Origin of the sequence: Actinoplanes sp. SE50/110, from assembly GCF_900119315.1 — a bacterium.
Taxonomy (GTDB): Bacteria; Actinomycetota; Actinomycetes; order Mycobacteriales; family Micromonosporaceae; genus Actinoplanes.
In genome coordinates, this window is sequence record NZ_LT827010.1 from 6,260,329 (window position 1) to 6,278,738 (window position 18,410).

Annotated in this window: 19 protein-coding genes; 7 read left to right on the top strand and 12 right to left on the bottom strand. The window is 71.6% G+C overall.

Annotated elements, in window-relative coordinates:
- Nucleotide 1: 1 nt before the first annotated feature.
- Together ACSP50_RS28040 and ACSP50_RS28045 are read right to left on the bottom strand one after the other, a co-directional pair.
- Nucleotides 2-607: a DUF6230 family protein gene (locus tag ACSP50_RS28040; RefSeq protein ID WP_014692680.1), complete on the bottom strand. Its 606-nt coding sequence runs from the start codon at nucleotides 605-607 to the stop codon at nucleotides 2-4.
- A 141-nt stretch (nucleotides 608-748) separates the two neighbouring features.
- Entirely contained in the window at nucleotides 749-1,480 is a 732-nt protein-coding gene (locus ACSP50_RS28045) for a TetR/AcrR family transcriptional regulator (RefSeq protein ID WP_014692681.1), read from the bottom strand.
- A gap of 181 nt (nucleotides 1,481-1,661) precedes the next feature.
- On the opposite strand from ACSP50_RS28045, the gene ACSP50_RS28050 reads away from it, so the two are divergent.
- The 3 genes from ACSP50_RS28050 (at nucleotide 1,662) to ACSP50_RS28060 (ending at nucleotide 4,090) form a co-directional block, all read left to right on the top strand.
- Nucleotides 1,662-2,561 (top strand): hypothetical protein, encoded by a 900-nt coding sequence (locus ACSP50_RS28050; RefSeq protein WP_014692682.1) that lies wholly within the window; start codon nucleotides 1,662-1,664, stop codon nucleotides 2,559-2,561.
- Nucleotides 2,562-2,593: 32 nt separating this feature from the next.
- Nucleotides 2,594-3,253 carry a hypothetical protein gene (locus tag ACSP50_RS28055; RefSeq protein ID WP_014692683.1) on the top strand — a complete coding sequence of 220 codons (660 nt, stop codon included), beginning with the start codon at nucleotides 2,594-2,596 and terminating at the stop codon, nucleotides 3,251-3,253.
- A gap of 63 nt (nucleotides 3,254-3,316) precedes the next feature.
- Nucleotides 3,317-4,090: an RNA ligase family protein gene (locus ACSP50_RS28060; protein ID WP_014692684.1), complete on the top strand. Its 774-nt coding sequence runs from the start codon at nucleotides 3,317-3,319 to the stop codon at nucleotides 4,088-4,090.
- Here the strand turns inward: ACSP50_RS28060 and ACSP50_RS28065 are convergent, their stop codons facing one another.
- The gene (locus ACSP50_RS28065) at nucleotides 4,091-4,426 is read right to left on the bottom strand and encodes a hypothetical protein (RefSeq protein ID WP_014692685.1); all 336 of its coding nucleotides are present in this window, start codon (nucleotides 4,424-4,426) and stop codon (nucleotides 4,091-4,093) included.
- A 212-nt stretch (nucleotides 4,427-4,638) separates the two neighbouring features.
- Between ACSP50_RS28065 and ACSP50_RS28070 the strand changes: the two genes are divergently transcribed.
- Complete coding sequence (locus ACSP50_RS28070) at nucleotides 4,639-5,370, top strand: UDP-N-acetyl-D-mannosamine dehydrogenase (protein ID WP_014692686.1); 732 nt, start codon at nucleotides 4,639-4,641, stop codon at nucleotides 5,368-5,370.
- Here ACSP50_RS28070 and ACSP50_RS28075 read toward each other — a convergent pair whose 3' ends face one another.
- Nucleotides 5,371-6,462 (bottom strand): hypothetical protein, encoded by a 1,092-nt coding sequence (locus ACSP50_RS28075; protein WP_014692687.1) that lies wholly within the window; start codon nucleotides 6,460-6,462, stop codon nucleotides 5,371-5,373. It abuts the gene before it with no gap.
- Between the two features lie 123 nt (nucleotides 6,463-6,585).
- Here ACSP50_RS28075 and ACSP50_RS28080 point away from each other — a divergent pair, with 123 nt between their 5' ends.
- Nucleotides 6,586-7,368: an NYN domain-containing protein gene (locus ACSP50_RS28080; protein ID WP_014692688.1), complete on the top strand. Its 783-nt coding sequence runs from the start codon at nucleotides 6,586-6,588 to the stop codon at nucleotides 7,366-7,368.
- A gap of 106 nt (nucleotides 7,369-7,474) precedes the next feature.
- Here ACSP50_RS28080 and ACSP50_RS28085 read toward each other — a convergent pair whose 3' ends face one another.
- The 3 genes from ACSP50_RS28085 to ACSP50_RS28095 all read right to left on the bottom strand — a co-directional run bounded on the left by ACSP50_RS28085 (nucleotide 7,475) and on the right by ACSP50_RS28095 (nucleotide 9,849).
- Entirely contained in the window at nucleotides 7,475-8,068 is a 594-nt protein-coding gene (locus tag ACSP50_RS28085; protein WP_014692689.1) for a hypothetical protein, read from the bottom strand.
- Nucleotides 8,069-8,142: 74 nt separating this feature from the next.
- Nucleotides 8,143-8,268, bottom strand: coding sequence for a polysaccharide lyase family 7 protein (locus ACSP50_RS28090; RefSeq protein WP_155123747.1), 126 nt, complete (start codon nucleotides 8,266-8,268; stop codon nucleotides 8,143-8,145).
- A gap of 81 nt (nucleotides 8,269-8,349) precedes the next feature.
- The gene (locus ACSP50_RS28095) at nucleotides 8,350-9,849 is read right to left on the bottom strand and encodes an acyltransferase (protein WP_014692690.1); all 1,500 of its coding nucleotides are present in this window, start codon (nucleotides 9,847-9,849) and stop codon (nucleotides 8,350-8,352) included.
- Between the two features lie 71 nt (nucleotides 9,850-9,920).
- Here ACSP50_RS28095 and ACSP50_RS43165 point away from each other — a divergent pair, with 71 nt between their 5' ends.
- Complete coding sequence (locus ACSP50_RS43165; RefSeq protein ID WP_157432804.1) at nucleotides 9,921-10,163, top strand: hypothetical protein; 243 nt, start codon at nucleotides 9,921-9,923, stop codon at nucleotides 10,161-10,163.
- An 81-nt stretch (nucleotides 10,164-10,244) separates the two neighbouring features.
- Here the strand turns inward: ACSP50_RS43165 and ACSP50_RS43170 are convergent, their stop codons facing one another.
- From ACSP50_RS43170 to ACSP50_RS28110, 3 genes are all read right to left on the bottom strand, one after another.
- Complete coding sequence (locus ACSP50_RS43170) at nucleotides 10,245-10,724, bottom strand: YcxB family protein (RefSeq protein ID WP_014692691.1); 480 nt, start codon at nucleotides 10,722-10,724, stop codon at nucleotides 10,245-10,247.
- A 118-nt stretch (nucleotides 10,725-10,842) separates the two neighbouring features.
- Nucleotides 10,843-11,586, bottom strand: a complete 744-nt coding sequence (locus ACSP50_RS28105; RefSeq protein ID WP_043515585.1) for an SDR family NAD(P)-dependent oxidoreductase — start codon at nucleotides 11,584-11,586, stop codon at nucleotides 10,843-10,845.
- Between the two features lie 269 nt (nucleotides 11,587-11,855).
- Complete coding sequence (locus ACSP50_RS28110) at nucleotides 11,856-12,287, bottom strand: nitroreductase/quinone reductase family protein (RefSeq protein WP_043512339.1); 432 nt, start codon at nucleotides 12,285-12,287, stop codon at nucleotides 11,856-11,858.
- A 251-nt stretch (nucleotides 12,288-12,538) separates the two neighbouring features.
- Here ACSP50_RS28110 and ACSP50_RS28115 point away from each other — a divergent pair, with 251 nt between their 5' ends.
- Nucleotides 12,539-14,191, top strand: a complete 1,653-nt coding sequence (locus tag ACSP50_RS28115) for a glucose-6-phosphate dehydrogenase (RefSeq protein WP_014692694.1) — start codon at nucleotides 12,539-12,541, stop codon at nucleotides 14,189-14,191.
- On the opposite strand, the gene ACSP50_RS28120 is transcribed toward ACSP50_RS28115, so the two are convergent.
- Both ACSP50_RS28120 and ACSP50_RS28125 read right to left on the bottom strand, forming a co-directional pair.
- Nucleotides 14,180-15,766, bottom strand: a complete 1,587-nt coding sequence (locus ACSP50_RS28120; RefSeq protein ID WP_014692695.1) for an AMP-binding protein — start codon at nucleotides 15,764-15,766, stop codon at nucleotides 14,180-14,182. The genes ACSP50_RS28115 and ACSP50_RS28120 overlap by 12 nt on opposite strands.
- A gap of 3 nt (nucleotides 15,767-15,769) precedes the next feature.
- On the bottom strand, nucleotides 15,770-18,409 hold the full coding sequence (locus tag ACSP50_RS28125; RefSeq protein WP_014692696.1) for an enoyl-CoA hydratase-related protein: 2,640 nt from the start codon (nucleotides 18,407-18,409) through the stop codon (nucleotides 15,770-15,772).
- Between the last annotated feature and the right edge of the window lies 1 nt (nucleotide 18,410).

The window sequence follows — 18,410 nt, forward strand, 5'->3', positions numbered from 1 at the left end:
GTCAGCAGCCGTCCGAGGTGAACGACATGTGCAGGCTGGGCAGGTGGAAGGTGGCCGCCGTGGTGGCGTAGTTGTTCTGCTTGAGGTTGGTGATGGTCACCTCTTCGGCCTGCTGGCCGAACACGCCGATCGCGCCGGTCTTGCCCTTGACCCGGTCCAGGGTGCTGGCGTCCCGGCCGATGTCGATCGCCTTGAAGTCGGCGTTGCCGGTGATCAGGTCGGAGTCGACGACGAGCGTGTCGGCGGTGACCTTGTTGGTGGCACTGCCGGCCGAGATCTTGAGGTTGATGCCGCCCAGCGCGATGCTCTGGCACAGCCCGTCGAGCTGGGCGTCCTTGATCGCGGAGACGATCACCACGACCTGGCCGCCGGTGTCACCCTCGTTCGGGCTGCCCGGGGCCATCTGATCGAGCTCGGCGTACTGCTCGAAGCCGTAGCCGTGCAGCTTGGGGCTGGTGACGGTGAACGGCATGCCGGAGATCGAGAAGGAGGCGGCCAGCACCCCCCTGCCGGTCAGCAACACGAGGCCGACGGTGATGGCCAGACCGCCCAGCAGCATCGCGGTGAACCGGCGCCAGCGGGTGTGGCCGTATCGGGTGGAGGACATTCACGCTCCTTTGCGGGCGATGTCGCCGCGGTCGGCACTGCGGATGCCGCCGCCAGCGAAACTATCGGTGACTCTCGATGCGTTTCGGCGAAGTTACGCCGCGGTAACGAGATGCGTCAAGCCGATCCGCCCGCATTCCGGTCAGTGAAAAACCTCGTCGGTATCTGACGTGGCGCACGGTGCGACGACCCGCTCCCCGGCGGGCTGGCACGCCAGCTCCGCGGCCGCGCCGTCGCGCCCCAGGAACGGCGCCATCATGAAATAGCTGAGCATCGGCAGCAGGTCCGGCAACTCCGCCACCCGCCCGGTCGAGACATGACCGTAGATGGCCGCGTAGACGCCGCCGACGATCGCACCGACCAGGCCGTCCGGCACGCCCGGCGCCTCGGCGAAGAACCGGGCGAACCGGCCGAGCAGCTCGGTGCGCTCCCGGCGGGCCAGCGGGCCGGCCGCGTCGATCTCCACGATCGCCATCGCGGCGAAGGCGGGCACGCTGGCCAGCACGTCCAGCAGCACCTTCAGCGCGGCCCGGGCGCCGTCGTGCCAGTCACCGGCGTTCGCGTACGCGTCGTCCATCAGTCGCAGCACGACACCCGTACCGTGCCGGTAGGTGTCCAGGAACGCGTCCTCCTTGCCGGCGAACAGCGCGTAGAACGCCGGGCGGGTCACCCCGGCCGCCGTGCAGATGTCGCTGACCCGGGCGTTCGCGTAGCCCTTCTCGGCGACCGTGTGCACCAGCGCGTCGAAGAGGCGCTCCCGCTGGGTCGCGGCGACCGCCTCGGGCGTCATCGACCGCGGGCCGCGTTTGATCGCCCGCGCGGGATCACGTCCGGCGCGGGCGCCCGGGAGGGGCCCGATTGCTGTGTTCGTCATTGTCGTCCCTCAATGTCTTGACATGACATACCGCTGGGGTTTCTCATACCGTCAGGTACGGCTCTCGATGGTGCCCGTGGCGGGTCCCCCCAGTATCACCCGCCACTGGAAGCCCCGGAACGCTGCGGAAACGGCCGGGACGCACCCACCGTCCATCGCGATCCCCTCGAAGGAGTGGCGCATGACCGCGTCACGGCTGACATTCATCCTCGCCATGATCGCCGCCAGCGTGGCGACCGTGGCACTCACCCCCGGGGCGGCCCGGGCCGCGACGTACAGCGGAATGGAGAACTGCCCGCTCAGCGCGCCGGCCATGAAGGATCCGTCGAACCTGCAGGTCGGCTGCGTGTACTCGGTCACCCACGGCGGCAGCGTCACGATCGGATCGACCACCGTGGCCCTGAACAACCCGATCACCCTGCAGTTCGGGGTGTACTGGCCGGCCTCGGCGCCGACCCGGACCTTCCCCGACGGCTCCGAGGCCAACGTGTACTCCACCGTGCCCGCGGCCGGGGGCAGGACGCTGGTCGCCAAACCGCTGCAGGTCGCCATCCCCGGCATTGCCAACATCATCCCCGGAGTGACCAGCGTCTTCGCCCAGGTCGAGCTGGCCGGCCCGATCACCGGCTTCGTCCCGCTGGCCACCGGCGAGGACACCCCGGTGTTCGTCATGCCGATCAAACTGCACCTGTACAACGCGCTGTTCGGCGCCAGGTGCTACATCGGATCGGACACCGACCCGATCCGCTTCAGCCCGACCACCGGAACCACCAGCCCGCCGGCACCGAACAAGCCGGCCACCGGCGACGCCGGCACGATCAGCATCGACCCTGACCCGAACGGCTTCCAGACCCTCGGCGTCGGCTTCACCGGGGCCACGCTGGTCGACAACGCGTACGCCGTGCCGAAGGCGAGCGGCTGCGGCCTGATCCCGGGCAGCCTCGACCCGCTGATCGACCTGGCCTTCGGCCCGCTGCCCTCGGCGGCCGGCAGGAACGCGGTCGTGTTCAGCGGCAACGACACCTCGTTCGCCGTCTCCCCCAGCCTGGACGACCTGACCCGGGCCCTCGCAGCATCCTGATCCCCCGTTTCCCACCAGAGAGGTGCACCCCCATGCACAAGTCCCGCATCATCGCCGCGGCCCTGACCGGCGTCACCGCCACCCTGCTGCTCACCGCCGCCCCGGCCCTGGCCGACGACACCGCGGTATTGACGACCGACGCCCTGGCCGGCCCGGCCGTCGCGGTCGGTGACACCATCTCGGCCGGGATCGTCAGCGGCAGCCTGGCCCGGTTCGCCACCGCACCGGGCGGCAGCAACGGCATGAAGTGCAGCACGTCGAGCTTCAGCGCCACGGTCAACGACAACCCGGCCGCGCCCGGCGCCGCCGCGCTCGGCGCCACCCTGGCCGTCGCCGGCTGCACGGTCAGCGGCGTCCCCGGGGTCACCGGCGTCAACAGCGTCACGATCAACAAGCAGCCGTACGCCACGACGGTCGCCAGCGACGGCACCGTCACGGTCTCCGGCACCGACGCCGCGCCGATCTCCGCCACTCTCGACCTCAAGTCCCTGCTGGGCTCGGTCACCTGCAACTTCGTCGCGGCGAACAACACGATCAGCGCGGTGGCCGACAACACCGACAACTCGATCACCTTCACCGACCAGCACTTCACCAAGTCCAGCGGCCCGGCGGCGTGCGTCGCCGACGGCTACTTCACCGCCCGGTACACCCCGGTGGTCACCTCCGCCGCGGCCCCGGTGTTCGTGAACTGAGACCGGCCGCCGGCGCCCCAAATCGCTAGCGGTGCGGGGCGCCGGCATGACATACCTGTGCGCATGGCCGACTTCGACATGCGCACCGCCGACCTCACCGCGCTGAACTCACTGACCAAGTACCCGTCGATCCCGACCTATCACGAGCTGGACCCGCGCAACGGCGGGCTGACCGAGACGGTGACCGTCCTGCCCGGCCCGGTGTACGCCTCGGAGAAGATCGACGGCACGAACTCGCGCCTGATCATGCTGCCCGACGGCAATCACCTGATCGGCTCGCGCGAGGAGCTGCTGTACGCGCGCGGCGACCTGATCGGCAACCCGTCGCAGGGCATCGTCGCGAGCCTGCGCACCGTCGCCGAGAACCTGCCCGACCAGCACCTGCCGGCGGACACCCTGCGGGTGTACTACCTGGAGCTGTACGGCGGCAGGATCGGCGCCCAGGCGAAGAACTACAGCACCCGGGGCGCGATCGGCTGGCGGCTCTTCGACGTCGCCGAGGTGAGCGGTCTCGCCGAGCTGCTGACCTGGCCGGCGCCACGGATCGCCGCCTGGCGCGAGGACGGCGGCCAGACCTGGGCCACCGAGGACGAGCTGCGCGCGGTGACCGCCTTCGACCTGGCCCCGCAGCTGTTCACCATGGACGGCGCCGACCTGCCGGCCGACGTGGCCGGGATGCACGCGTTCCTCGGCGAGCGGCTGCCGCGGACCCTGGTCGCTCTGGACGACAGCGGCCAGGGACGGCCCGAGGGCATCGTGCTGCGCACCGCGGACCGGTCCGTGATCGCCAAGGCGCGCTTCCAGGACTACGAGCGCACCCTGAAGCGGCGCCGCTGATCAGCTCTTGTTGCCGTCGGCCTGCTCCTGGCGGGCCTGCTCGGCCCGGGCCGCCTCGGCCTGCCGCTGCCGCTGCAGGCGGCGGTCGGTGAGCCGGCGCCACCGGTCGTAGACCTCGGCCGCGGCGTCGGCGGGCTCGGCGGCCCGGCCGGCGTTCCACTGACGCGGCAGGAAGGCCTCGGCACCGGCCCAGAGCAGCTCGCTCATCGGCACCGTGCCGCCGTGCAGCTTCATCAGCTCGGCGGCCACCGCGACCGCGTGGTCACTGCGCCGCCACTGCTCGACCATCGACTGCCCGTGCACCAGGTCGTCATAGTCCTGCGGATGTAGATCCACCCGAACTCCCTCACCGTGTGTAACCATTTGCCCACCGGCTCGGCCCGCTCGGCGCGCCGCCCAGATCACCAGCTATAGGCGCTCCACCCTGCTGGGATAGGCGCTTGCCTGTCAAGGTCGAAGGTCACCCGCGGACGCCGCTCATCCGTACGGTCAGTGACATCCTGGGCTCAAGGGTCTGACCGGAAACGGACACCGGAACCGCTCGAACGGTGCGGAAAGCGCCGATCGGAGGACCCCCGCCGAGCGATTACCGACAGAGCCGAAGCGATCTATCTTCTTTCTCGACCGTTTCCGCACGACGGCAAGGAGCCACCGCCATCGCCACCTCAGCCGAGTTCGCCGCCACCCGTCACCGCGTCGCCGTCGTCGGGCAGGACCGCGCCGGCCTGGCCCTCGCCCGGGCCGCGGTCACCGCCGGGCACACCGTCGTCGGATTCGACCACGACGCCGGCCTCGTCGCGGAACTGCGCGCCGGCCGGTCACCGCTCGGCGACGACCTGGTGCGGATGCACGAGACCGGGCGGTACCACGTCACCGACGACCCGGCCTGGCTGTCCGGCTGCACCGTGCACCTGATCGCCGTCCCGGCCCCGCCGCACCGCGGGCGGCCCGACCTGAGCCTGGTGCTGGCCGCCGCGGACACGGTCGCCGGGCATCTGCGCGACCAGGACCTGGTCGTCCTCGAGTCACGCGTCGCACCCGGCACCACCCGCGGCGTCTTCCAGGACGCGCTCGCCGCCCGCAGCAGCGCCCGCTATCTGCTGGCCTTCGCGCCGGACCGCAACGGCCACGCCAAGCTGGCGGGCGGCGTCGACCGCCGCTCGACGCTGGCCGCCGCGGCGTTCTACCGCACGATGTACGACGTGGTCGTCGCCTGCGCCACGGCGGAAGAGGCGGAGGCCGCGAATCTCACGGATTCCGCCGGTCGACGGTCCGCCTGATCATGAGGTTTTGACCCACTCGCGCAACGCATGGATGGTGGGCGGATCGAGCGGGAAGGTGACCCGGTCATAGCGGTCCCAGCGCTCCAGCGTCCAATAATTGCGCTGCTCACGGATGGTGACCTGAACGTTGGGAACCTCGCCGTGCCAGACCGAGCCGCCGCCGGACACCCCGTAGCGGCCGCGGGCCAGCATGCCGACCCTGGTCAGCCGGGCGCAGGCCGGGCAGCGGCCGTCCGCGGTCGCCACACAGTCGCCGCAGACCGCGCCCTGGCACAGCCGGCACGGCCGGACCGCCTCGGCGCACGCCCCGCAGGTGGGACTCAGGCAGTACGAGCACCAGGCGGGCCGGCCGGACAGGTGATGGTTGCGGCAGGCCTGCAGGGTGCTGTGCGGCGCGCCGGTCGCCTCGTCCACCACGAACCCCTGGACCTGGCCCGGCTCCACGTCGTAGACCACCGGCACCTGAAACCCGCCGGGCAGCTCCCACGTCTCGGCGACCCGCAGGCCGACCGCGATCCACGTGGTGCGGAACGGTTTGCGGTGCAGCAGCCGCTGCAGGTCGCGGGTCAGCTCGTCGGGCAGGTCGAGCGGGGCGCCGGGGGCCTGCGCGGCGATGGCGGTGACCGCGTGCCGGGCCAAGGCCGGGTCGAGCGCGTCGCCGGGCGGATTCTCCACATGCCGCGGCACGACGATCTGCTGCACCCGGCGGGCGCCCTGCACCTGCACGCCGATCAGGTCCTCACGGCGGGTGACCGCGGTGACCTCGGCCAGTCGCAGCGGGCCCAGCAGGGTGGCGCCGACCATCCCCCGGTTCATGTCCTCGGGCGATTTGCTCAGGCCGTGCCAGTCGGGGCGGCGGCCGTCGCGCCGGACCCCGAGCTGGGCGTGCCGGCCGACCCGGGCCAGGACCGCCGCCCACTCGCCCAGCTGCGCGCACGCCACGATCTCGGGCTCGGGCTGCCAGTCCTCGACGGCCCAGGGCAGCGGACCGTCGGGGTCGCGCCACTCGGCGACGGTGTCCTCGCCCCGCACCAGGCCGCGGCTGTCGACCCCGATCTCAGCGGTCTCGTCGAGGATCAGGCGGCTCACGATCCGATCTTAGCGGCCGCCCGCTCGCCGGCCGTGCCGCGAGATCCCACGGCGGGCGGGCGCGGGCCCGTGGCGTTCCGGTGATGATCGGGGGTTGGGTATCGTCGGGCAGCGGGAGGTGCGATGAGCATCGGGGCCAACGAGAGCGCCGCGCGGCTTGCGGTGCTGGTCGACGCGGACAACGCGCAGCCGGCGATCGTCGAGGGGCTGCTCGCCGAGGTGGCGAAATACGGGACCGCGCACGTCAAGCGGGCCTACGGCGACTGGACGGGCACCAACCTGCGAGGGTGGAAGGAGCACCTGCTGGCGTACAGCATCCAGCCGATCCAGCAGTTCGCGTACACCACCGGGAAGAACGCCACCGACGCCGCCATGGTGATCGACGCGATGGACCTGCTCTACTCCGGGCGGCTCGACGGGTTCTGCATCGTGTCCAGCGACAGCGACTTCACCCGGCTCGCCGCGCGGATCCGGGAGAGCGGCCTGATCGTCTACGGCTTCGGCGAGCGGAAGACCCCGAAACCGTTCGTGGCCGCCTGCGACAAGTTCATCTACACCGAGAACCTGACCGCGCCGCACAGCCCCGCGGAACCGGCCGACGCCCCCGCGGCCCCGCAGCCGCCGATCCCGGCCGCCCGGCTCAAGTCGGACAGCGCGCTGGTCAACAAGCTGCGCAACGCGGTCGAGGCGGCTTCCGACGACGACGGCTGGGCCACCCTCGCCTCGGTCGGGCACATCCTGACCAAGCAGAGTCCCGACTTCGACGCCCGCAACTGGGGTTACACCAAGCTGAGCGACCTGCTCGCGGCCACCGCCCTGTTCGAGTCGGAACGCCGCACCACGGAGAAGGGCAAGACCGCGGTCATCTACGTCCGCGACCGCCGCCGCCGCAAGGAGACCGCCTGATCACTCCAGGTCGGCCGTGCGCGTCCAGATGGCAGGTGGATCGGACCCGGGTGGTCCGCCCACTCGGCAGGATGACCAGGGAACCCGGCGGCGCGGATTCCCGGCCTCAGCGGCGGGCGCCGACGAACGCGGCGAGCGCTTTCGCGTCGCCCGGATCGATCCAGTCGAAGGTGCCGCGGAGCTGGTCGGCGCGCTGGTCGACGGTGGTGACCGACGCGGTCATCTCGCCCCACGGCATGGTCACGTGCAGCAGGGTGCGCAGGATCGCGGTGGGCAGGTGTGGGCTGTCGTCGCCGGCGGTGGCCCGCAGCAGCAGACCGCTGGTCGAGACGTCGCGCACGTGGCCGCTCAGGGCGATCAGCCGCTGGCCGGGACCGGTGTCGACCTGGGCGGTGCCGAACGCCGGATACGTCCCGGCGATCCGCGGCGAGTCCCGTCGCTGCACCACCCCGGTCGGCGAGTCGCCGAGGACGGTGATCAGGCCGCCGCGCAGTTCCGCCTCCACCCAGGCGACGCCGGCGCTGCTGACCAGCTCCAGGATCCCGTACCGCCGGACGCCCGGCTCGTCGAGACTGAGCACCGGCAGCGGCGGCAGGTCGGCGATGAACGGCGCCCGCACCTGCGCGAGGCAGACCAGCGGGATCGTCTCCATGTCCGGGCAGCGCAGCGTGAGGGTGCTCCCGGCCGCAACCGTGATCATCGTGTCCTCCTCGGGTCCCCTCTGACGTTCTCACGCGAGCGGGCCCGACCCGGGCCGGTTCCCCCGGATCCGGCTCAGCCGTGTTTCCCGGTCAGACGGTAGAACTCGACCTCGGCGCCGTTGGTGGTGCTGTCCGACGACATCTGGTTGTAGTCGCCGGCCTTGAAATACTGGCGGTAGGCGTTGAACGTCGACGGGATCGGACAGCTCGTCCGCGTCCTGTCGACGGTGAGTCGGAGGACGGCCGTGGCGGATGACCGGCTGCTGCGTGCTCGCGAAGGCTACGAACAGGCAGAGGCGTTCGAGATGTGTACCGGTCCACTCTCTCGCCGTCGGTGGCAGCGCTGGAACGGGATTTCGAAGACGGCTGCGAACAATCGTACCGTCGCCAGGCAGATCGGAACAACCAGCACCGTGGTGACGATGAAGGTCGTCAGGTGCGGACCGGTGCGGGGCCCCACGAGCAGGGTGCTGATCAGGGCGACGATCGGCATGTGGATCAGGTAGAGGCTGTAGGAGAACCCGCCGACTTTTCGCAGCGGCGCGCCGTTCAACAGCCGGGTGAGCCGGAGGGGCCGGCGGGTGGCCAGGGCCGCGAGGAACAAGCCGATGGCCGGCCCGACGGCGAGGTCGAGCCAGTAGTAGTGAACGACTGCCCATGCTGAACCGCGAAGCACGATCACCATCAGTACCGGTGCGCCCGTCATCCCGGCGAGGGCGAGCCAGGGCAGGCGCCGGACCCGGTCGCTTGCCGACACGATGCCGGCCGCCAGCACACCCATGGTGAACAGGGGTGCCAGCTCCAGCGTGTAACCGATCGCTCGAGGCCTGAGGGACAGCTCAGGCAGGAGCAGGCCTGCGGTGATCACCGGCACGGTGACGGCGGCGAGGGTGACCGTCGCGCCGCATCGTCGACGGGCCACCAGCACGAGCGGGAAGGCGAGGTACAGGCCGGCTTCAACCGCGATCGACCAGAAGGCGCCGTTGGGGGCGGGTGCGGCGAGGGCGTCTTGCAACAGCAGGGCGTAGACGATGGTCGACCGGAGGGTGGGCGGGGCGCTGAGCGGCAGGGACGGCACGATGGCGGCGATCAGTGCGCTGGTGGCGAGGGCAGCCCAGTAGACCGGCAGGATCCGACGGGCACGGCGCCGGGCGTATCGCACTGCGCCTCCGAGGATCCGGTAGATCGCCCCGGCTCCTTCGGCGGGCTCGGTGCCGGCGTAGAAGACCCCGCCGACCTCGGCGACCGACACGGTCATCTCGTCCGGGCCGAACGTCGCCCGGCGCACGGCTGTGCCCCCGTCTCTGGGCGCGCTCCACACCTCGTAATACTTCGCGCCTCTGGTTTCCTGCGCCGACACCACCCACGCGATGTAGTGATCGGTCAGGTACGTACCAGCCGGGTCGTACACGGTGAAGCCGGACGTCGGAACCGTGCCCAGTTCCCGCGTCACGCCGGTCCGGGCATTGAACACCACCGGCAGGTAGCGTCTCTGATCGTCCCGCGGTTCCAAGAGGTACCGGTCAGCGCCCAATTCCGCCTTGACGGAGTACCGCCGCCCGTCCGGCAGCCGCAGCGGCAACGCGACGAGCGCGTCCGGCCACAAGTCGTGGTACGGCTTGGACAGCGACAAGGCGACGGTGGGCAATGCTCCGGTGGGCAGCGGTGCCGGACCGGATGACTGTGCCAGGTCCGGCTGCCGAGCGGAGGGCGAGGCGAAGACGGCCACTCCGGCCGCGACCGCGATCACCGCCACGAACACGCCGGCTGTTCCGGCCATTCTGGCCTGGGTACGCCGGCGGCGCCGGCCGGTATTGCATGGTGAAGCAGCGTTCCCGGTAGCCTTGATGCATGCAGTTGCAGCTGGGGCCAGGTGATGACCCCGCCGGGTTTGTCCGAACCGAACCCGTGCCGGTGGCGCGGCTGACCATGGTGACCAAGGTGGAGGCCGGCGATTGGGCTGTCGAGCTTCCTCGACCGCTGTTCCTCCAGCCCGGCGACCACGTCTGGATCGTCGGCTCATCGCTTTTCGTTCGGCACCCGGACGGCGAGGCGGCTCGACACGAGGGAAGCGGCTTCTGGCTTTGCCGTTGAATCCAGCATTCGCGCTTGGTTCGCGTCCGGATACACCGCCGGATCGGCAGAAGGGCTGAACGCGGCCCGGCGGAGTTTCGCCTATCCCGCGAATTCCGGGTGGGCGAGGAAGAAGTCGTTGATGGTCTTGCTCGCCGCCGGAGTGAACGCTGCCCGCGGGATCACGAACGCCTCGGCCCCGAACGCCTTCTTGATCGTCCACGCGTGCCGCCCGCGGTTCACCCGGGCGACCTCCGACCACGCCACCTGCCGGGTGCCGGCCGCGGTGTGCTCGGCAGCGCCCTGCGCGGTTATCTGATAGCGGGCCGGCACGGCATAGCGCTTGCGCTGCGTCAGCCACGACAATCCGATGAGCGCATCGGGAATCGCCGCCAAGCCCAGGGCGAACAGGAACAGGTAGGCGTGCTGGACGCTGATCGGCTCGGTCAGCACGTGCCACACCCCGGAGCCCAGGAGGATCAGCGCGAAGATCCAGGCGGCGAGCATCCGGAGACCGAATCTCGGGTCGGTGAACTCCATGCGGCGGAAGGTGGCGTAGTCGACCTGCAGTTCCCCGGACATCTGCACACGCGGCAGTATGCCAGGGATCGCCTCCCGACGATGTGCCGGCAGGTCGCGTGCCGTCTGACGAAACGGTCACGGCCTCAGTGGTCGTGACCGTTCGCCGCAGACCCGGGCGTCAGACCGAGAAACCGCCGTCGACGTTGATCACCGCACCGGTGACGTACCGAGCACCGTCACCTGCGAGATAGGCGACCGCCGTCGCGATCTCGGCGGGTGTTCCATAACGGCCCAGGGCGGTGAAACCGATGATCGTGGCCGAGGCCGGCCCGTCAGCGGGGTTCATGTCGGTGTCGATGGGGCCGGGATTGAGCAGGTTGACGGTGATACCGCGGGGGCCGAGGTCCCGGCTGAGGCCCTTCGTCAGTCCTACCAGTGCGGTCTTGCTCATCGAGTACAGCGAGAAGCCCGGGAAGACCGTGCGCTCCACCATGTTGCTTCCGATCGTGATGATCCGTCCGCCGTCACCCATATGCCTGGCCGCGGCCTTCGCCGCGAGGAACGGCGCCCGCACGTTGACCGCGATCATGCGGTCGAACTCCTCGCGACCGAAATCCTCCACCGGCCCGACGAAGAACACCGCCGCGTTGTTGACCAGAACATCCAGCCGCCCGAACTGCTCGGCCGCCCGGTCGACCGCACTGGTCACCGCCTCCGGGTCGGCGCTGTTCACCTGCAGCGCCATACCGCGGCGGCCGAATCCCTCGATCTGTTTCACCACGACCGCGGCCTGATCGTCACGATGCTGGAACGTCAGCACCACATCAGCGCCGTCCTCGGCCAGCCGCGCCGCCACGCCGGCGCCGATGCCCCGGCTCCCGCCGATCACCAACGCCACTCTGCCGTCAAGATTTTCTGCCATGTCCACACTGTCGTCGTCACGTGCGTACGTGTCTGGCGGCAATCAGACCCGGCGTTCCCCGGTCAGTTCGACGATGCGGTATCCCTCTGCCGGCGGAACGGAGAAGAGCCCCCGAGCACACCCACCTGCCTGTGACAGGGCGCGGCGGCAGGAGAATCCGGAGGCCGACGCGGCTGGAGCATCGGGGTGCCCGCCAACGACCGGCCTGCGCTGACGCGGGTACCGCGGGCTTGTGAAGTCGTCGGGTACAGCCTCGGCGGACCCGCGGCTCAGCGCACGGGATGGAGCAGGACCAGCGGAATCTCACGTTCGGTGCGCCGCTGGTAGCCGGCGTAGTTGGGGAAGCCCGCGATGATCTCCGGCCACAGCCGGGCCCGCTCCTCGGGCGTCGCGACGGCGGCGATCATCGGCCGGCGTGGCCCGCCCTGGAAGGCGACCTCCACCTGCGGCCGGTCTCGGAGGTTGAGGAACCAGGCCGGGTGACGGTCGTCGCCGCCGCGGGAGGCGACGACGACATGCGCCTCGCCGTCGCGGATCGGCGAGGTGAGCATCACCGCGCGGGGTACGCCGCTGCGGCGGCCGACGGTGACCAGTTCGAGGACGGGCATGCCGATGACCCGGTAACCGAACCGCCCTCCACTGACCCGCAGGAGAGCTCGATGCACGGCGTTCATGGACTTGAGCGCGAAGTCTGATGGCACAGCGCCATGGTACGGGGAGCACCCCGGCAGATCGATCCTTCCGCCACGCGCGGTTCCGGCGGTCGGGGACGGTGTCTCGTCGCCTCCGTGGGGCCTCGCAAGCTTGAACCGCAACCCGCCGGGGCGGTACGCGGGCCGCCGAAATCGCGGACGGGAGCGGCCGGTCAGGGCGGGCCGAGCGCTGGGGTGGGCGGGCGGGGCGGTGGGCCCGGCGGGCGGGGTTCGCCGGGCGTGCCGGGGCGGGGGGATCGATGGGGCCGGTCACGGCGTACCGCGGCAAGCAGGTTTTGATCTTGGGGGTTTTGGGGCATGCGGGACGCATGAGTGATGACGGCTCCTCGGCGGACAAGGCCAGCGCGGCGGACAGTGCGCACGCGCCGGAGAGGACGGATGCGGCGGCGACCGGAAAGACGGACGCGACGGGCGCGGCGGCGACCGGAAAGACGGACGCGGCGGACGCGACGGACGCGGGGGCGGTGACCGAGAAGGCGGACGCGGCGGCGGCGGAGAAAGCTGGACCGGCGGCACCCGAGAAAGCGGGCCCGGTGGACAAGGGCGCGCAGACGCTGGTGATCCTCGGGGCATCCGGCGACCTGACCGGACGCCTCCTGCTGCCGGGTCTCGGCGCACTGGTCGCGGCCGGTGAGGCGCCGCCGCTGACGCTGATCGGTGCCGGGATGGACGACTGGGACGCGCAGAAGTGGCGGGAGCGGGTGACCGGAGCGTTCCCGGAGAGCCCGGCCGGTAAGACGGTCATCGACGGGACCCGGTATGTGCGGGCCGACGTGACCCGGTCCGAGGATCTGCGGGGTCTGCTGGAGGGCGCCGACCGCCCGGTGATCTTCTTCGCGCTGCCGCCCGCGGTGACCGCGAAGGCGTGCGAGGCGCTGCTCGACGTGGACCTTCCGGACGGCACCCGGCTGGTGCTGGAGAAGCCGTTCGGGACCGGTGCGAACTCGGCGGCGGCGCTGAACCGGCTGCTGACCCGGCTGGTTCCGGAGGAGCGGATCCACCGGGTGGACCACTTCCTCGGCAAGTCGACCGTGCTGAACATTCTCGGTCTGCGATTCGCGAACCGGATCTTCGAGCCGCTGCTCGGCTCGGAGCACGTGGAGAGCGTCGACATCATCTTCGACGAGAATCTGGGCCTGGAGAACCGCGCCGGTTACTACGACCGGGCGGGCGCGCTCGCTGACATGATCCAGAGTCATCTGCTGCAGATTCTGGCGCTGCTCAGCATGGAGCCGCCGACGTCGCTGGATCCGCAGGATTTCCGGGACCGGACCGCGGAGGCGCTGCGGGCGACCCGGCTGTGGGGCGGCGATCCGAAGACGGCGAGCCTGCGGGCCCGGTACACGGCCGGGGATCTGGACGGCCGGCAGCTTCCGGCGTACGCCGACGAGGCCGGGGTGGATCCGTCGCGGGAGACCGAGACGCTGGCCGAGCTGGTGCTGGCGGTGGACACCTGGCGGTGGGCCGGGGTGCCGTTCCGCCTGCGGTCGGGCAAGGCGGTGGGCAGCAGCCGCAAGGAGGCGATCATCACCTTCAAGGAGCCGCCGCGGCTGCCGACCGGGCTGCACGGACCGGAGCGGCCGAACCGGCTGCGGATCGGTTTCGGACCGGACCGGTTCGCGCTGGACTTCACCGTGAACGGGCCCGGCGACCCGTTCGAACTGGACCCGGTGACGCTGGAGACCGACTTCGGCCCGGGCGACCTGCCACCGTACGGCGAGGTGCTGCACGGCGTTTTCGACGACGACCCGCTGCTGTCGGTGCGCGGTGACACGGCCGAGCAGTGCTGGCGGATCGTCGAGCCGGTGACCGCGGCATGGCGGGACGGTCAGGTGCCGCTGGTGGAGTATCCGGCCGGGAGCGCCGGGCCGGCCGAGACGCTACTGCAGTAGGCGGCGCAGCACCTTTCCGGTGGCGTTGCGGGGCAGTTCGTCGATGAAGACGACGTCCCGGGGCACCTTGTACCGGGCGAGCAGCGCCTTGACGTAGTCGCGGATCTCCTGGGGGTCGCGCGCGGAGTGCTCGGCGGGGACGATGTAGGCGCGCAGCCGCGTGCCGAACTCCGGATCGTCCACGCCGATCACTGCGGCCTCGATCACGTCGTCGCGTTCGGTGAGCAGGTTCTCCACCTCGACCGGGTAGACGTTCTCGCCACCCGAGATGATCATGTCGTCGTCCCGGCCGTCGATGTAGAGCAGCCCGTTCTCGTCGAGGTGCCCGCGGTCGCCGGTGGCCATGTGGCCGTCGATGACCTGCTTGTGCCGCCCGTCGGTGTAGCCCTCGAACGGGATCCCGGTCCGCACGAACACCCGCGCGGTGACGTGCGGGCGGGTGACCCGCGTCCCCTCGTCGTCGTAGAGGGCGACGCGCACGGTGACCGGCGGCCGGCCCACCGTGCCCGGCGCGCGGCGCGACTCGGCGGGCTGGGCGACCGACGCCACGGCCACCTCGGTGGAGCCGTACACGTTGTAGACCACCTCCCCGAACGTGTCCTGGAAGCGGTTGGTCAGCTCCGGCGCGAGCGGTGACCCCGCGACGAAGACCGTGCGCAGCGACGTCGTGTCGTACCGGGCGATCGTCTCCGGACCCAGAGCGAGAATCCGGGTGAGCATCGTCGGGACCGCGACCAGCATCGACGCCCGGTGGTCGGCGATCGCGCGCAGGATGCGTTCGGCGTCGAAGCGGCGCAGCAGGACGGCGTGGTCGGCGAGGGCGAGCCCGACGGTCCAGGCGCCGAAGCCGGTGCTGTGGAACAGCGGCGAGGCGACCACGATCGCGCCCTGCCGCGGGAACGGGATCCGGTCCGCGATCAGCGCGCTGGCCAGCGGCGACACCCTGGTCCGCGGGGCGCCCTTGGGCAGGCCGGTGGTGCCGCTGGTCAGGATGATGAAGCCGGCCGGGCGGTCCGGCAGCGGCAGCGGGGTGGTCGGCTGCCCGGCGATCAGCATGTCGATGGTCCGGTCCGCGGCGCCCTCGTCGGCCCAGGTCAGATAGCGCGGGACGGTGTCCGGCACGGCGTCGGCGAGGGCCGCGAACTCGCTGTCGTAGAGCACGGCGCGGACGTTCTCCCGGGCCACCACCTCGGCGAACTGCTGCGGGGCGAGCCCGGTGTTCATCAGCGCGAGGCGCAGGCCGGCCCGGGCCGCGGCGCTGATCGTCAGGACCAGGCCGCGGTGGTCACGGGCGACGACGCCGATCACCGAGCGGGGCGGCAGGCGCAGCTCGGTCAGGGCGCGGGCCAGCGCATTGGACTGCTCGTCCAGCTGCCGGTAGTTCAGGGTGCCGCGCTCGTCGGTGAGCGCCGGGGCGTGCGGGTGCTCGGCGGCGGCCTTCATGATCAGGGCGGCTTGCGGGCCGAGCCGGGCGTTGCGGACCGCGGCGCCGGCCAGACGATCGGGGCGGAGCAGGTTCACGATGCCGATCTGGTGCATCCGCAGCACCGCGTGCACATTCTCCAGGACGCTCACAGGTCAGCCCTTCCGCCGCAGGTCGTCGCCGCCGCACTCGGCGACGGCACGCTGGGAGAGCAGCACCGCCGCCGCCGGGTGGGCGGCGATCGAGACCGCTAGATCGATTGCTTGGCCGTACGCCTTGCCGGGCGCGGTGATCCGGTTGACCAGCCCGAGGTCGTGCAGGCGCCGGGCCGGCATCGGCTCACCGGTCAGCGCCAACTCCAGTGCGACGGCCCGGGGCAACCGGCGGGCCAGCCGGGTCAGTCCGGCCGCGACCAGCCCCTCGGTCACCTCGGGGAGGCCGAACAGCGCGTCGTCGGCGGCCACGATCAGGTCGGCGGCCAGGGCGAGGGCGAACCCGCCGGCCACGGCGACCCCCTCGACCGCGGCGATCAGCGGCTTGCCGATCGGCCCGAGGGCCGCCGTCTCCGGGTCCGTGCCGGCGCAGAACGTCGGGCCGGTGCCGGTGAGCACCGCGACCCGGGCGTCCGGATCGGCTTCGAAGTCGCCGATCGCGCGTTGCAGGGCCCGGGCGGTGAGCGGATCGACGACGTTGCGGGCCTCGGGGCGGTTGAGCCGGATCACCGTCACCGGGCCGTGCCAGGCCACCTCGACCGGGGTCAGGGCGGCCGGTCGGGGGAAGGGTCGCAGCGGGTCACCGTCGAGAAGAGAGGCGGGATCGGCGGTACGGACGATGCGCGTCCCGTCCGGGCCGAGCTCCGTGACGATGCCGGTGGCCGGGGTGCCGTCCCGGTGATAGGTGACGGTGTAGGCCTCCAGGGTGCCGCCCGACCCCGAGGACGCGGCCGGGCGCAGTGCCCGGGGCAGGCGCAGGCCCGCGTCGATGTCCCGGAACCCGGCGCGCGGCGGATGCGCGGACAGGATGGTGGCGGCGTGCTTGGTGAGATACCAGCCGAGCGCGGTGGCCAGGCCGAACCCGTCCGGGTCGGCGCGCAGCCGGGACACCAGGGTGGCGACCGAGTGCCCGGCATAGTTGTTGCCCGGGCCGCCCGCGAAGGTCAGCCCACCCGTCACGGTCAGCGGGCGGGCCGGGTCGTCGAGCGGCAGGCCGAGCTCGGCGGCGGCGATCTGCACGGCGGACGGGAAACACGCGTACAGGTCGATGTGCCTGATGTCGTTGATCGTCGTCCCGGTGTGGGCCAGGATGGCCCGGCCGATCGCGCCGATCGCCGGGGAGGCGGTGAGGTCGTCGCGTTCGGTGACGAACCATGCGTCGCTCGCGTGGGCGCCGGCGTGCGGGAAGACCCACCGGTCCTGCGGGATGCCCGCCTCGGTCGCTGCCCGCACGGAACACACGATCAGGCCGCTCGCCTGGTTGACCTGCAAATTCGCGGTGAGCAGCTTGGTGTAGGGATGGCACACCGGGCGGTTCACGGGGCCGGGGGTGGCGAGGTCGGCCGGGGTGCGGGGCCCGGGAAGCCAGGCGTACGGGTTGGTGGCGGCGACGTCGGCGAAGCGGGACCACAACTCGGTGATCACCGCCTGGTGCTGCTGCGGGGTGCGGCCGTGGCGGGCGCGCAGGGCGTTCTCGATCAGGGCGTACAGGTGCAGCGGGGAGACCAGGCCGGCGTCGGTCTCCGGGGTGTTGTTGGGCTCCCGGTCGGAGCCGAGGATGCGGGTGGGCGCGGTGCCGTCCGGCTGTCGGGGCCAGTTCAGCGGGTGGCCGGCGCGATCGGCGGCGGCCGCGGTGGCGGCGGATTCGGCGCCGGCGAGCAGGGCGATGCTGGTCTCGCCGCGGGTGATGGCGGCGGCGATGTCGTTGAGCAGGCGCAGCGGGCCGTCACCGCCGAACAGGCTGGTCTGGACGGTGTGGGTGGGGGTGGCGCCGACGGCTTCGGCGATCAGGGCGCCGGCGGAGAGGTACTGCCAGGAGACGCTGGCGACCCAGCCGATGGTGTCGGCCATCGGCAGCAGGCCTGGTCGGCCGGCGTCGGTGGCGGCCTCGCGCAGGGCGCGGACCGCGAGGGTGACCGGGTCGTCGGTGCTGGAACGGTCGCTGACCTGGCCGGCGCCGACGATGACCGGGGTCCACGGGTCGAGGTCGATCCCCGTACGCTCATGTCGGATTTTTCCGGATTTCTCCGGTGGGCGGACGCGCCCGGACGCGGCATCGTCCGGGCCGCCGATGACCGGGCCGGTCGCGGTGAGGTCGACGGCGGTCAGTCGCCGCAGTGAGGTGCGCAGGGCGTCGGTGAGGCTGCGGGCGACCATCGCGCCCAGCGGCCCGTCCGTGGGGCCGCCCTGCACCCCACCGTCGAGCCGCACCACCGTGCCGCCCTCCCCCGCCGCCAGCGAGAGATAGACGCCGACCTCGATCCCCATCGGACCGGTGCCGTCCAGCCACAGCGTCCGCGGACGCTCGGCGTCCCGCACCGTCCAGCGCACCTCGACCGGTGTGCCCATCAGCCTGACCCGCTGACGGAAGCGGCTCCCGCCGTGGACCACGCCGGGCGGATCGGCCGGCCAGCCGGTGTGCATGACCATCCAGTCGGCCATCGTGGCGGCGTGCGTCAGGTAGGCGTGGACGCGCTCCGGGGTGGCCGGGACCGTCACGGACAGTGCCCAGGGACGGCTCAGCCGGCGCGGCGGGACGACGACGGGCAAGGTCTCGGGCACGGAACGGCGGCGGAAGCGCATC